The sequence below is a fragment of the Streptosporangium sp. NBC_01469 genome (assembly GCF_036227305.1).
GTDB lineage: Bacteria > Actinomycetota > Actinomycetes > Streptosporangiales > Streptosporangiaceae > Streptosporangium.
In genome coordinates, this window is the sequence record NZ_CP109465.1 from 2,550,026 (window position 1) to 2,563,151 (window position 13,126).

General features: G+C 68.8%; 14 protein-coding genes and 1 tRNA gene. 12 read left to right on the forward strand and 3 right to left on the reverse strand.

The features are described 5' to 3' along the window. The first annotated feature begins 125 nt into the window (after positions 1-125). Complete coding sequence (locus OG587_RS11665) at positions 126-539, forward strand: hypothetical protein (RefSeq protein WP_329089583.1); 414 nt, start codon at positions 126-128, stop codon at positions 537-539. Between the two features lie 323 nt (positions 540-862). Then, entirely contained in the window at positions 863-1,123 is a 261-nt protein-coding gene (locus OG587_RS11670) for a tyrosine-type recombinase/integrase (RefSeq protein WP_443075613.1), read from the forward strand. Between the two features lie 101 nt (positions 1,124-1,224). Here OG587_RS11670 and OG587_RS11675 read toward each other — a convergent pair. Beyond that, positions 1,225-1,298, reverse strand: a tRNA-Gly gene (locus OG587_RS11675). Positions 1,299-1,448: 150 nt separating this feature from the next. Here OG587_RS11675 and dcd point away from each other — a divergent pair. The 3 genes from dcd (at position 1,449) to OG587_RS11690 (ending at position 4,065) form a co-directional block, all read left to right on the forward strand. Next, complete coding sequence (gene dcd / locus OG587_RS11680; protein ID WP_329089587.1) at positions 1,449-2,024, forward strand: dCTP deaminase; 576 nt, start codon at positions 1,449-1,451, stop codon at positions 2,022-2,024. A 418-nt stretch (positions 2,025-2,442) separates the two neighbouring features. Beyond that, entirely contained in the window at positions 2,443-3,060 is a 618-nt protein-coding gene (locus OG587_RS11685; RefSeq protein WP_030924556.1) for a DUF47 domain-containing protein, read from the forward strand. Continuing rightward, positions 3,061-4,065: an inorganic phosphate transporter gene (locus OG587_RS11690; protein ID WP_329089591.1), complete on the forward strand. Its 1,005-nt coding sequence runs from the start codon at positions 3,061-3,063 to the stop codon at positions 4,063-4,065. Between the two features lie 62 nt (positions 4,066-4,127). On the opposite strand, the gene mshD is transcribed toward OG587_RS11690, so the two are convergent. Beyond that, positions 4,128-5,051 carry a mycothiol synthase gene (gene mshD, locus OG587_RS11695; protein ID WP_329089593.1) on the reverse strand — a complete coding sequence of 308 codons (924 nt, stop codon included), beginning with the start codon at positions 5,049-5,051 and terminating at the stop codon, positions 4,128-4,130. 131 nt (positions 5,052-5,182) lie between these two features. On the opposite strand from mshD, the gene OG587_RS11700 reads away from it, so the two are divergent. From OG587_RS11700 to OG587_RS11710, 3 genes are all read left to right on the forward strand, one after another. Next, positions 5,183-6,982 carry a bifunctional metallophosphatase/5'-nucleotidase gene (locus OG587_RS11700; RefSeq protein WP_329089595.1) on the forward strand — a complete coding sequence of 600 codons (1,800 nt, stop codon included), beginning with the start codon at positions 5,183-5,185 and terminating at the stop codon, positions 6,980-6,982. Between the two features lie 446 nt (positions 6,983-7,428). Next, complete coding sequence (locus OG587_RS11705; RefSeq protein ID WP_329089597.1) at positions 7,429-8,562, forward strand: sensor histidine kinase; 1,134 nt, start codon at positions 7,429-7,431, stop codon at positions 8,560-8,562. Positions 8,563-8,605: 43 nt separating this feature from the next. Continuing rightward, positions 8,606-9,295, forward strand: coding sequence for a response regulator transcription factor (locus tag OG587_RS11710; protein WP_329089599.1), 690 nt, complete (start codon positions 8,606-8,608; stop codon positions 9,293-9,295). A gap of 374 nt (positions 9,296-9,669) precedes the next feature. Here the strand turns inward: OG587_RS11710 and OG587_RS11715 are convergent, their stop codons facing one another. Further along, positions 9,670-10,383: a winged helix-turn-helix transcriptional regulator gene (locus OG587_RS11715; protein WP_329089600.1), complete on the reverse strand. Its 714-nt coding sequence runs from the start codon at positions 10,381-10,383 to the stop codon at positions 9,670-9,672. A gap of 206 nt (positions 10,384-10,589) precedes the next feature. Here OG587_RS11715 and OG587_RS11720 point away from each other — a divergent pair, with 206 nt between their 5' ends. The 4 genes from OG587_RS11720 (at position 10,590) to OG587_RS11735 (ending at position 13,024) form a co-directional block, all read left to right on the forward strand. Next, complete coding sequence (locus OG587_RS11720; protein WP_329089601.1) at positions 10,590-10,841, forward strand: MoaD/ThiS family protein; 252 nt, start codon at positions 10,590-10,592, stop codon at positions 10,839-10,841. A 99-nt stretch (positions 10,842-10,940) separates the two neighbouring features. Continuing rightward, entirely contained in the window at positions 10,941-11,621 is a 681-nt protein-coding gene (locus OG587_RS11725) for an LmeA family phospholipid-binding protein (protein WP_329089603.1), read from the forward strand. A gap of 48 nt (positions 11,622-11,669) precedes the next feature. Next, positions 11,670-12,182, forward strand: a complete 513-nt coding sequence (locus OG587_RS11730) for a sigma-70 family RNA polymerase sigma factor (RefSeq protein WP_329089605.1) — start codon at positions 11,670-11,672, stop codon at positions 12,180-12,182. Continuing rightward, positions 12,179-13,024, forward strand: a complete 846-nt coding sequence (locus OG587_RS11735) for an anti-sigma factor family protein (protein WP_329089607.1) — start codon at positions 12,179-12,181, stop codon at positions 13,022-13,024. The genes OG587_RS11730 and OG587_RS11735 overlap by 4 nt, the downstream gene beginning before the upstream one ends. Positions 13,025-13,126 lie beyond the last annotated feature (102 nt).

Consider the following 13,126-nt stretch of genomic DNA (forward strand, 5'->3'; position numbering starts at 1 on the left):
CGGGGCAAGGGGTGGCGATATGCGCGGGTGAGCGCGGCTTACGGCGCTCAGGTCATCGATGGTCGGCGTGCTCCAAGAACGCGGAGCGATTGCTTCGACTGCGCTGGAAGCGGACGGCGGGAGACATGACAGACACGCTTGTGTGGCGGCGACCGGCTGAGCCGGTGACCAATGACCCTTTATATGCGGCTGTGCGCCTCGCCGAGGAGCTGCGCAATCTGGAAATGCCCGCCGACATTCACCACGGCGTCGGAATCGCGCTTGTTTCGGTCTGGATCGATCTGGTCGTCTGGACCAACGGGGCCTCGTATCACTGGTGGTCGGGGAACACGTCGGCGCGCAGGCGCCGGCTCTACGCGTACAGCCCGGTGAATGATCCGCTGACGACTGCTCGCCGGGTCGCCGTCCGGTACGCGGACCTTCGCGACGGTCATCCGTTGTCGGAGGTGGTCGAAGAGACCCAATGCGTACTCCCGGATGATCGCCGACCGGTCGACCTGCGCGGACGGCGTCTTACCTCGCCCGTATGGCCGGAGTGATCGCTGTGATGGTCAGCGAGTTGAACGCTGTCTACGGCAGGCGGTGGAGGATCTCGGCGTCCCTCGGGGGCGGGTGGTACGCGGTGCGTCGGCATGACCTCTCCAGGGAGAGCCTTCAACGTGGCCTGTCCTATGTGCGCTGTGGGCAGACCTTGGAGGAGTTGGCCGGTCACTTGGCCGCCGAGAAGCGAATTGAAGATCAGTGGTGGGTCGTCAATCTGCAGGACGAGAGTTTCGGTCCTGCCGTCGGCGTTCCACCGAAGCAGGCGCGACGACGAGGTTGATCCCTGCTGGTGTGTCATTTCAACACCCGCACGCGCTGGGTGGATGTGGTCAGGGAGATGGGTCTTCCCGGTCTCCACTTCCATGATCTCCGTCACACGGGCAACATGCTCGCCGCAGAGTCCGGCGCGGGGCTCAAGGATCTGATGGCCCGTATGGGTCACGACAACGTGCGCGCCGCGATGATCTATCAGCACGCCGTGCGGGGTGCCGACAGAACGATCACGGACGCGATCGACCGGCAGATCATTGGGCGCGACGAGGAAGACGGCTCGGCGGGGATGCTGATCCCGGTGCACTGATCGAGAGCTAATGGCACGCTAATGGCACGCGAAGATCAAATAGCTTTGGAAACAAACAAGGCCCTGGTCGGGAATCCATCCCTGACCTGGGCCTTCGCTCTTGGAGCGGGTGACGGGAATCGAACCCGCGCTGTCAGCTTGGGAAGCTGATGTTCTGCCATTGAACTACACCCGCGTGCGGCGTGCCGCGCGTCACCACTCTAGCGGAAAGTTGGGCGACTCTCGTCCCTCCAGGGAGCAAGATTCGTGCGCCCCACCGGGAGCAGGGCTCGTGCGTCCCTCCGGGGAGCGGGTTTCACGACTCCGGCGTTGGTAGGTTCCACACGTGCTGCTTTCCGATCGTGACATCGCCGCTGAGATCGAGGCCGGAAGGGTCATGATCGATCCCTTCCAGCCGGAGATGATCCAGCCGTCCAGCGTTGACATACGCCTGGACCGCTACTTCCGAGTCTTCGAGAACCACCGGTACCCCCACATCGATCCGGCGGTCGAGCAGCCCGATCTGACGCGGATGGTCGAGCCGGACAAGGGTGAGCCGTTCATCCTGCATCCGGGGGAGTTCGTGCTGGCGAGCACGTACGAGGTCGTCACCCTGCCGGACGACATCGCCTCGCGGCTGGAGGGCAAGAGCTCGCTGGGCAGGCTCGGGCTGCTGACGCACTCGACGGCGGGGTTCATCGACCCGGGGTTCAGCGGGCACGTCACGCTGGAGCTCTCCAACGTCGCGACGCTGCCGATCAAGCTCTGGCCCGGTATGAAGATCGGCCAGCTCTGCATGTTCCGGCTCAGCTCTCCGGCGGAGTATCCCTACGGTTCGGAGAAGTACGGATCGCGCTACCAGGGGCAGCGAGGGCCGACGCCGAGCCGTTCGTACCTCAACTTCCACCGGACCCCCATCTGATCTTCGCGAACCCCGGCGCCAGGGGTTCGGGGCGTCGGGGGCCTGAACGCGGTTCAGTGAGGGGTCGTGATGGAAATCACCCTGTTCGTTCGCGAGGGCCACCGGTCTCTTCGATCTTGGTGGATCTCGGAGAAACGTCGTGGAAGCCGGGGTTTCGAAGGGGAGTGCGGACAACGTGCCGGACGGTGATCCGGGGGAGAGAGTCCCATACGTGACCTGTCTTCGGCATAATGTGGCCGAAAACTAGCAAAAACGGTCACCGGAAAGATGCCCGCAAGACTGCCTCAAGCTGTGTGTCGCCGGGTACCCGCCGGGTAACGACATCACGAAGAGTGCACGTCTAGCGGGTGAAGTTCGCATTTCCGCTGGTAACCCGTACCCTTCTCTGCGGACCATCCCCGCACATCTGGAGAACGACGTGCGCCTGCGTCTCACACCTAGTGAGGACAGCTACTACGACTTGTTCGCCGACTCGGCGAACAATCTCGTCACAGCGTCCCGTCTGCTGGTAGAGATCATCAGTGACGGATCGGACAGAGAAGCCCTGGCCGAGAAGATGCGCGCATGTGAGCACGCCGGTGACGAGCGCACTCACGCGATCATGAACCGGCTCAACGAGAGCTTCATCACGCCCTTCGACCGCGAGGACATCTACCGTCTCGCCTCGAACCTCGACGACGTGATGGACTACATGGAGGCGGCCGCGGACCTGATCGTCCTGTACCAGATCGACCACCTCCCCAAGGAGGTCGTCCGGCAGGTCGAGGTTCTGGAGCGCGCCGCGGAGCTCACCGCCGAGGCCATGCCACGGCTGCGTTCGATGAAGAACCTCAACGAGTACTGGATCGAGATCAACCGGCTGGAGAACCAGGCCGACCAGGTCTACCGCCGCCTTCTCGCCAAGCTCTTCGGCGGGGAGTACGACGCGTTGACCGTCCTCAAGATGAAGGAGGTCATCGATCAGCTCGAGATGGCCGCCGACGCCTTCGAGCACGTGGCCAACACGATCGAGTCGATCGCGGTCAAGGAAAGCTAAGTGGATCTCACGCTCGCACTCGTCATCGGCGTGGTGGTCGTGGCGTTGGTGTTCGACTACACCAACGGTTTCCACGACGCCGCGAACGCGATCGCGACCTCCGTCTCGACGCGCGCGCTGACGCCGAGGGCCGCGCTGTTCATGGCCGCGGCCATGAACTTCCTGGGTGCGCATCTCGGTACGCAGGTGGCGGCGACCGTCGGCAAGGGCATCATCGACGCCCCGCAGGGAAGCCACGGCCTCGTCATCGTCGGCTCAGGTCTGATCGGCGCGATCACCTGGAACCTCGTCACGTGGTACTTCGGCCTGCCCTCCTCAAGCAGTCACGCGCTGATCGGCGGCCTGGTCGGCTCCGCGCTCGCCTCGGCGAGCACCGTCCACTGGAACGGGGTGCTGGAGAAGGTCGTCATCCCGATGATCCTGTCTCCGCTGATCGGCTTCACCCTCGCCGGGCTCATCATGATCGGAATTCTATGGGGGTTCCGGCGCTCCCAGCCCACGAAGACCAACCGGGGCTTCCGCCACGCGCAGACCGTGTCCGCGGCGGCGATGGCACTGGGCCACGGCCTCCAGGACGCGCAGAAGACCATGGGGGTCATCTTCCTGGCCCTCGTGGTCGGCGGTTACCAGAACGACGGTGACCCGATCCCCCAGTGGGTCATCCTCTCCGCGGCCACGGCCATCTCGCTCGGCACGTACGCGGGCGGCTGGCGGATCATGCGAACGCTGGGACGCCGGATCATCGCGCTCGACCCGCCGCAGGGATTCGCCGCGGAGACGGCCGCGGCGACCGTGCTCTACACGGCGGCCATCGGCTTCGGCGCCCCCATCTCGACCACTCACACGATCACCAGCGCGATCATGGGCGTCGGCGCCACCAAGCGCCTGTCGGCCGTGCGCTGGGGCGTCGCGGGCAACATCGTGACCGCCTGGATCCTCACGATCCCGGCCGCCGCGCTCGTCGCCGCGCTGTCCTACTTCGCGCTCCACTGGATGGTCGAGTAGTTCCCCGGCGACCGCGCCGGACCGGGGACGAACCCGGTCCGGCGCGTCCTGTTTCCGGTGCGTCACTTCCGGTACATCACGTCGACGTCCCAGCGGGTGAAGCCCAGCCCCTCGTACAGGCGGATCGCCGCGGGGTTGCTCTCGTCCACGTACAGCATCACCTGGCTCAGGCCCCGTGACCGCAGGTAGGTCAGGCCCGCGAGGGTCAGCGACCTGCCCAGGCCGCCTCCCCGCTCCGCGGGGTCGACGCCGACGACGTAGACCTCGCCGAGGGGTTCGTGCGCGTGGTCGCCGTCGCCGTGGACCTTGGTCCAGTGGAAGCCCACCAGCCGGTCGCCCTCCCAGGATCCGTCCGGCCGTACGGCGAGGAAGAATCCGGCCGGGTCGAACCAGGGCTCCCGCTCGCGCCGCTCCAGGTCCTCGATCGTCCACGCCCCCTGCTCGGGGTGCTGGGCGAAGGACCTGGCGTTGAGCGCCACCCACGCCTCCCGGTCGGAGGTGCCGGGCTCGAACGTGCGCAGCCGTACCCCCTCGGGAAGGTCGAAGCCGGGGATGTCGGAGGACAGGGAGCGGCGCATCCGCCACAGGGACCTGATCTTGTCGAAGCCCGCCGACCGGGCGAGGGCCTCGGCGGCCGGATGTCCGCCGTGCGCCCACAGGCGCAGATGCCCGCCGGTGTGGTCGAGCACGGCCTCCAGCAGTCGCCGCCCGTATCCCCTCCGGCGGAACGCGGGATGGACGACCAACTCCCCGCTGGGGCCTTCGACGGGGTCGGTCGGGTCGACGTGGGCGTAGCCCGCGAGGTCGTCCCCGGCGTACAGCAGCACGGCTCCGGCCCGCTCGTCGCCGCCGTAGCGCAGGTGCAGCATGACATGCTCGTTGAGCGGTCTGACCCTGTCGGCCTCCGTGGCAGCCTCCACCACCGCGAGGACGTCGGACACCTCTTGTTCGCCGAGTAGCCCCCGGTACTCCACACGCACGTTCATGGTGTGGACTCTAAGCGGGTACATCTTTCCTGAGCTCACTGGGGACTGGCAAAAGGCGCCATGTCCCCACCAGGCGAATCGTTACCTCTCGGTCATTCTTTGCACAGGTAGTCCCTTTAGTGTCGTGGTCCATGATGTCTCGTTCCTTCCTGCGGTTGGCCATGGCGGGCGTGCTCGCCGGGGCCGGTCTCGTGCTCGCGATTGGACCGGCCCAGGCGGGCAACAAGCCCGCCAAGCCCGCCAAGACGGTGCCGGTCCGCCTGCTCTCCCTCAACGACTTCCACGGCAACCTTGAGCCGCCGACCGGTTCGTCCGGCCGTATGGTCGACGAGACCGGCGCCACGGTCGAAGCCGGCGGTGCCGCGTTCGCCGCCACCCATCTCAAGCAGCTCTCCGACAAGAACACGCTGAAGGTCGCCCAGGGCGACCTGATCGGCGCCAGCCCCCTGATCTCCGCGGCCTACCACGACGAGCCCGCGGTCGAGTTCCTCGGCAAGGTCGGCGTCACCGCCTCCGCCGTGGGCAACCACGAGTTCGACGAGGGGTACGCGGAGCTCAAGCGGATCATGAACGGCGGCTGCCACCCGGTGGACGGCTGCTCGCCCGCCGGTGAGTGGAAGGGCGCGAAGTTCAGCTACATCGGCGCGAACGTCATCTTCAAGCGCCCGGAGCGGGACGCGGAGAAGCAGGCGCTGGAGGCCCTGGGCGGGTCGAACAGCAGCTCGCTGCGCAACCTCCTCAAGGGCTACGGCATCCCCGCGCTGCCCCCGGTCGCGATCCGCTGGATGAACGGCGTGCCGATCGGTTTCATCGGCCTGGTCACCCAGACCACCCCGAACATCGTCACCTCCGAGGGCATCAAGAACCTTGAGTTCATCGACGAGGTGAAGGCCGCGAACGTCGCGTCCAAGCTCCTCCAGATCGTCGGCGTCAAGGCCCAGGTCGTGCTCGTGCACGAGGGCGACCAGGTCACCGCGGGCCAGTCGCCCGACGCGTGCAGTGCCCAGCCGGGCGCGGGCAACCGGATCGCCACGCAGGTCGACGCCGAGATCGACATGATCCTCAGCGGTCACTCCCACCAGGCGTACCTGTGCAAGGTGGCCGACCCCAAGGGCGCCACCCGCCTCTACAGCCAGGGCGGCTCCTTCGGCCGGGTCATCACCAAGGTCGACTTCCAGGTGGACGTCAAGACCCGTGACGTCGTGCGCTCCTCGGTCGTGGCCGACAACCAGGTCGTGACCAGGACCGTCACCCCCGACCCGGATATCGCCCAGTTCGTCAAGGACTGGAAGGACGACGTCGCGTCGGTGGCCGACAGGCCGATCGGTAAGATCACCGCGGACATCAACTCGGGCCTCTCCGACAAGGAGTCGCCCCTGGGCGACCTCATCGCCGACGGCCAGCTCGCGGCGACGAAGACCGGCGGCAACGCCCAGATCGCCCTGATGAACCCGGGTGGCGTGCGGGCCCCCCTCACCTACGCGAGCTCCGCCCTTGAGGGCGACGGCGTGGTGACGTACGGCGAGGCGTTCACGGTCCAGCCGTTCAACAACCTCATGCAGGTGGTCACGCTCACCGGCGCGCAGCTCAAGACCGTTCTGGAGCAGCAGTTCGTCGGCGGCCCCAACGCCCAGGCGTTCACCAAGATCCTGCAGCCGTCGTCGAACTTCACCTACACCTACAGCGCGAGCGCGCCGTGGGGTTCGAAGGTCTCCGACATGAAGATCGACGGTGTCGCCGTGACGGACACCCAGACGATCAGGGTCGCGGCCAACAACTTCCTGGTCGGCGGCGGTGACGCGTTCCTCGCCTTCAAGGACGGCACCGACCTGTGGAGCGGCCCGCTGGACATCGACGCCTTCGCCGCCCACTTCGCGGCGAACCCGTCGATCACGCCCCCGGTGCCCAACCGCATCACGGTCGTTCCGTAACGCGGGCGAAAGGCGCGCCGCGCCGAGGAGATCGCGGTACGTCGTGAGGCGTGTCACACCGTGAAGGTGTGACACGCGTGAGAGGCCCATCGGACGCGTCCGGTGGGCCTCTCCTGTGGGGCCGGCGACTAGGGTGCCGGCAACTGTGGGGCCGGCGACGTCTCGCCGGACGTCTCGCCGTACGGTCTTGCCGGACGTCGCGAGGTGCCCGGCGGGGTATCGCCCTGTGTCGCCGGGTGCTCCGGTCCGGTACGCGCCACACGTCGCGGGCCTCCCGCCGCGCCGTACGCCTGAGCCGTACGCCTGAGCCGTACGTCGGAGAGGTGCCCGTACGCCGGGGGTGGTATCCGCGGCCCGGTGGAGGCCGGTGTACGGCCGGGGATGTACGGGTGACATCCCCCTCAAGGGGGTCGGCGCGGTGGATACGGTGACCTACCGTGTCAGGGGTGAGGACCCGGACAACCGATGCGCTGGTGGCGGCCGGGGTGCTGACGGGGATCGTCGGGGGCACCTACGGCGGGCTGTCCAGTTCGGGTTCCCCCGAGCGCCCGCTGGACACGCTCGGCTTGGCGCTGATCACGGTGGCGTCGCTGGCGCTGGCGTTCCGGCGGAGCGCGCCGCCGCAGGCGGGAGCGATCACGGTGGCCTGCGCCGTGGCCTACTACGCCTGGCGGTATCCGGGGATCTTCGCCGCCGCGCCCGCCCTGATGTCGATCTACACGGCGGCGGCCCTCGGACGGCGTCGCCTGGCGGTCTGGCTGGCCGTCGCGATGAGCGTGGGGGTCTACGGCCTCATCGCGCTGTCCGACGTCGACCCCGCCCCCGACGGGGGGTTCACGCTGCTCAGCGGCTGGCTGGTGGCGATGGTCGTCCTCGGGGAGACGACCAGGAGCCGTCGCGCGTACCTGCACGAGGTCGAGAGGCGGGCGGTCCAGGCCGAGCGCACCCGCGAGGAGGCGGCGCTGCGCAGGGCCGACGAGGAGCGGCTGTGGATCGCCCAGGAACTGCACGACACCCTCACCCACAACATCTCGGTCATCAACGTCCAGGCCTCCGTCGCCATGCACCTGCTCGACCGCGACCCCGCGCTGTCCCGCGAGGCACTGGCCGCGATCAAGGAGTCGGGGCGGGAGGCGATGCGGGAGCTCCGCGCCACGCTGGGCGTGCTGAGACAGGCCGATCCCGACGATCTTGGGGCGGGCCTCGCCCGGCTGCCCCGGCTGGTCGCCAGGGCGGAGGCGGTGGGGCTGCCGGTCAGGGTCCTCGTCGTCGGGGAGCGCCGGGATCTTCCCCCGGACGTCGACCGGGCGGCCTACCGCATCGCGCAGGAGGCGTTCACCAACGTGCTCCGTCACGCCGGGCCCGCGTCGATCACGCTGACGACCGAGTACCGGCCTGAAATGATCGTGTTGCGCGTCGAGGACGACGGGGAGTCGTCCGCTGAGGTCACGAGGTACGGAATGGGACTGATCGGGATGCGCGAGCGCGCCGTCGCCGCCGGAGGATCGCTCACCGCGGGACCGCGTCCGCAGGGCGGGTTCGCCGTCCGGGCCGAGCTGCCCCTGGCGGGGCGGCCGTGATCGGGGCGCTGTCGGCCGACGACCGGGCGCGGGCGGGGCGGCCGTGATCAGGGTGCTGCTCGCCGACGACCAGGCGCTGATCCGCGCGGGCTTCCGGGCGCTGCTCGACATGGCCGGAGACATCACCGTCGTCGGGGAGGCGGGCAACGGCGTCGAGGCCGTCGAGATGTCCCGCGCGCTGCGGCCGGATGTGGCGCTGCTGGACGTCAGGATGCCGCTGCTCGACGGGATCCAGGCCACCAGGAGGATCGGCGCCGACCCCGAGCTCGACGCGGTGCGCGTGGTGATCCTGACCAACTACGCCCTCGACGAGTACGTCTTCGCCGCGCTGCGCGCGGGGGCCGGGGGCTTCCTGCTCAAGGACATCGAACCGGCCGAGCTGCTGAGGTCGGTCCGGGTGGCCGCCGCCGGTGACGCGCTGCTCTCGCCCTCCGTGACCCGGCGGCTGATCGAGGAGTACGTGTCCACCCCGCCCAGGCCCGTCGCGGGACCCGGCCTGGAACGTCTCACCGGCCGCGAGCTGGAGATCCTGGCCCTGGTCGCCACCGGCATGTCCAACGCGGAGATGGCCGGGCATCTGGCCATCAGCCACGCCACCGTCAAGACCCACGTCAGCCGGTCGATGACCAAGCTCGGGGCGCGTGACCGGGCGCAGCTCGTCGTCTTCGCCTACGAGTCGGGGCTGGTCACACCTGGGACAGCCGGAGCGCCCGGGGTATCCGGGGCGTCTTGAACATCCGGGGCGTCCTGAGCGGCCGAGACGTCCTGAACACCCAGGTCGTTCTGAACATCCGGGTCGTCCTGAGCGGCCGGGGCGTCCTGAGCACTCGGGGTGTCCTGGGTCTCCGGGGCGTCTTGGGCGTTCGGAGAGCCCGGACGTTCGGGGCCAGGCACGCCAGGCTCGCCCGGCCTGTCGTCCGGTGAGCGCGTCCGGCGCCACGCGTACCAAGCATGTCCGCACATGTCCGGACGTGTGGCCGGCGTGCCCGGACGCGGGCGTGCCCTGCTCCCGCCCTCGCGCGAGAACCGCCGCGGGGACGGGAACGTGCCACGGCCGTTCCCGGTGACTCCCGGGAGCCTGAGAGCTCCCAGGGGACAGAGGGTGGCCTAGTGGCGGGCGGGCTCGCGCTCCTCGATGGGCTCGTTGCCGCGCTCGGGGACGAACCGGTAACCGACGTTGCGGACCGTGCCGATCAGCGCCTCGTACTCGGCGCCGAGCTTGGCGCGGAGCCGCCGGACGTGGACGTCCACGGTGCGGGTGCCGCCGAAGTAGTCGTACCCCCAGACCTCCTGGAGGAGCTGGGCGCGCGTGAAGACCCTGCCGGGGTGCTGCGCCAGGTACTTCAGAAGCTCGAACTCCTTGAAGGTCAGATCCAGCGCGCGGCCGCGAAGCCTGGCGGTGTAGGTGGCCTCGTCGATCGACAGGTCACCGTTGCGGATCTCGTCCGGCACCTCCTCGGCGGCGGACAGGTTGAGCTTGCCCACGGCCATCCTGAGCCGCGCCTCGACCTCGGCGGGCCCGGCGGTGTCGAGGATGACGTCGTCGGCACCCCACTCCGCGGTCAGCCCGGCGAGACCGCCCTCTGTGACGATCACCACCAGAGGGCAGGCGACGCCCGTGGTGCGCAGCAGCCGGCACAGGCTTTTGGCCTGGACGAGCTCGCGGCGCGCGTCCACCAGAATCGCATCGGCGGGTGGGGCGTCGAGCAGGGCGGATGCCTCCGCGGGCGCGACCCGTACCGAGTGCAGTAGTAGCCCCAGCGCCGGGAGCACCTCAGTTGAGGGCTCGAGGGCGTTGGTGAGCAGCAGGAGATTGCTCACGATGCCTCCTTCCCGCGTCATGCCGGCGATAGCCGTACAAACACGTAAGGACCCGGGGGCTACGTTGCCCAGGTCCCGTAGTAGGTGAGGATAACCCACAAGGGTCCGGCGTCCAGCGAACGTCCACCTGGTGAACACCCGTTCTCCATGTGAATTCGCCGTAATGGCGCGGTAACTCTACGTGTATTTGGGGAGTTGATTCACTGATGGCGACGGTCATTGTCAGATATTGGGCCGCGGCGAAGGAAGCGGCGGGGGTCGCGGAGGAGCGTTCCGAGGCCGCGACCCTTGCCGAGTTGATGACGAAAATCACATCGAACCGTGAAAGGCTGGGTCGCGTGGTGAGCCTGTCATCGTTCCTGGTGAACGGGGATCCGGTGGGCAGGAGGGCCCACGAGACGATCGTCCTGACGGACGGGGCGACGGTCGAGGTGCTCCCGCCCTTCGCGGGCGGCTGAGCGGGGCGGACGCTACCACCGGCGCGGCGTTTCGGACAGGATTGCGGGGGGAGATCACGCCAATGCCCCCCTCGGGCCGGAGAACGAACAGGGAGTCGGATGCGCAAGCTGATCGGTTTTCTTCTCCTACTTCTTGTTCTCGCCGTGATCCTCGACCGGGTCGCCGTCGAGGGAGTCCAGCGCGAGATCGCCACGCAGGCGACGGCCAAGTACGACCTCACGACCCCGCCGGAGGTCACGATCGAGGGCGTCCCCTTCCTGACCCAGGCGATCGCCGGCCGCTACGAGGAGGTCAGGGTCGCCGCGGGCAGGATGACCGTCTCGGGTGTCCGGCTGTCGAGCGTCGACTTCACCCTGCACGGCGTCACGGCCCCGCTGGAGGACCTGGTGCTCCGTCCCCAGCAGGTGGACATGCGCGCCGAGCGCGTGGAGGGGACGGTGGTCGTCTCGGTGGAGACGCTCAACCAGAGGGCACCTCGCGGGATCAAGGTCGATGTCGTGGGTGACGCGCTCAACGTCAGCGGGGAGATCACCGTGCTGGGGCAGCAGGTGCCGGTGAAGGCGGATCTCAAGGTCGAGATCGTCGAGGGCGGCCTGCGGCTCGTCCCCGGGAAGGTGACCCTGGGCGGAGGCATCCCCGTGCCCGATCCCGAGCGGTTCATCAACTACCGCATCCCGATCGGGAAGCTGCCGTTCAACCTCAAGCTGACCGAGGTCAAGGCCGTTCCCGAGGGGTTGCGCATCTCGGGCGAGGCCTCCGACGTGCCCCTCCGAGGCTGAACGTGCCTCGTGCCTGAACCGGATCGCCCCGCCGTACGTCGTGAGGATGTGAGCCAAGCCGGAACCGCCGACGAGCAACTCGTCAGGGCGCTCTTCGACGAGCACGGCGGGCCACTGTACGGCTACGTGCTGCGGCTGACGGGCGACTCGGGGAGAGCGGAGGACGTCGTGCAGGAAACGCTGTTGCGGGCCTGGCGCCATCCCGACGCGTTCGCCGGCCGCTCCATCCGCGCGTGGCTGTTCACGGTGGCCCGCAACCTCGTCGTCGACCAGCACCGCGCACGCAAGGCGCGCCCCCCGGAGACGGGTGACGAGGCGCTCGCCGTGGTGCCCGCCGTCGACGAGCTGGAACGGGCCGTCGAGTCGTGGGCGGTCGCCGAGGCGCTGGCCGCGCTGCGGCCCGAGCACCGGGAGGTGCTGGCCGAGGTCTACTACCAGGGGAAATCCGTCAAGGAGGCCGCCGAGTCGCTCGGCATCCCCGCTGGAACGGTTAAATCGCGCACGTATTACGCGCTTCGGGCGCTCAAGCTGGCGCTGGAGGAGCGGGGGCTCGCGCCATGATGATGACCTGTGACGAAGTACGGATGTCGCTCGGGGTCTACGCGCTCGGTGCCTTGGAGCCGGACGAGCGCGTGCTCGTCGAGGCCCATCTCGCCGAGTGCGCCGAGTGCCGGGCCGAACTGGAGGAGCTGGCCGGGGTGGCGACGTTCCTCGGCAGGGTGTCCGAGGGCGACGTGGCGCAGGTGGCGAGCCCGCCCAGGGCGGTGCTCGACCGGCTGCTCAGCGCCAAGGTCAGGCGGCGCCGTACGAACCGCCTGATGCTCTCGCTGGCCGCCTCGGTCCTGGTGGTCGGGCTCGGCGGCGGAACCCTGTGGGTCGTCACCCAGTCCCCTCCGGAGGCCACCACGGCGTCGGCGCCCCAACCGGCCCAGGCGGCTCAGTCGGCCCAGGCGGACAGGGCGCCGGCCGACGCCGGGGGCCGTCAGGAGAGCGCTCAGTCCTTCACGGACTCGACCGCGCCCGACGCCAGCGCCAAGGCCAAGTCCTCTCGATCCCCGGTGGCGAGCCCGGCCCCGGAGGTCCTGCTCGCCCCGAGCGAACTGCGGTTCGAGAAGTCGGACAGCACGGGCACGGTCCGGGCGGTGGTGACCGCCTCCGCCGGGGAGGGGACGACCACGGTCAAGGTCGTGCTCACCGGGGTGGCCAAGGGCACGCGCTGCCGGCTGGAGGTGATCGGGGAGGGCGGGCTCAGGGAGACGGCGGGCAACTGGGTCGTCAACCGGGCCGCCTACGACAGGTCGGGCTCCTTCACGGCCACCACGACGATCCCGCCGGAGCGGATCACGGCATTCAAGATCACCACCGCCGGTGGGCGGGTGCTGCTCACGATTCCCACCCGCTGAGGCCGTCCGGTGGTTCCGGCCGCCGGATCCGTCCCGCCGGGTCGTCCGCTCGATCCGTCCGCCGGTTCATCGGTCCAGCCGGTTCGCAGGATCCGCAGGTGT

Coding starts and splice junctions, on each gene's coding strand:
- OG587_RS11665 (WP_329089583.1), top strand. CDS start 126: ATGACAGACACGCTTGTGTGGCGGCGACCGGCTGAGCCGGTGACCAAT.
- mshD (WP_329089593.1), bottom strand. CDS start 5,051: ATGAACGTGCGTGTGGAGTACCGGGGGCTACTCGGCGAACAAGAGGTG.
- OG587_RS11700 (WP_329089595.1), top strand. CDS start 5,183: ATGATGTCTCGTTCCTTCCTGCGGTTGGCCATGGCGGGCGTGCTCGCC.
- OG587_RS11720 (WP_329089601.1), top strand. CDS start 10,590: ATGGCGACGGTCATTGTCAGATATTGGGCCGCGGCGAAGGAAGCGGCG.
- OG587_RS11725 (WP_329089603.1), top strand. CDS start 10,941: ATGCGCAAGCTGATCGGTTTTCTTCTCCTACTTCTTGTTCTCGCCGTG.
- OG587_RS11735 (WP_329089607.1), top strand. CDS start 12,179: ATGATGATGACCTGTGACGAAGTACGGATGTCGCTCGGGGTCTACGCG.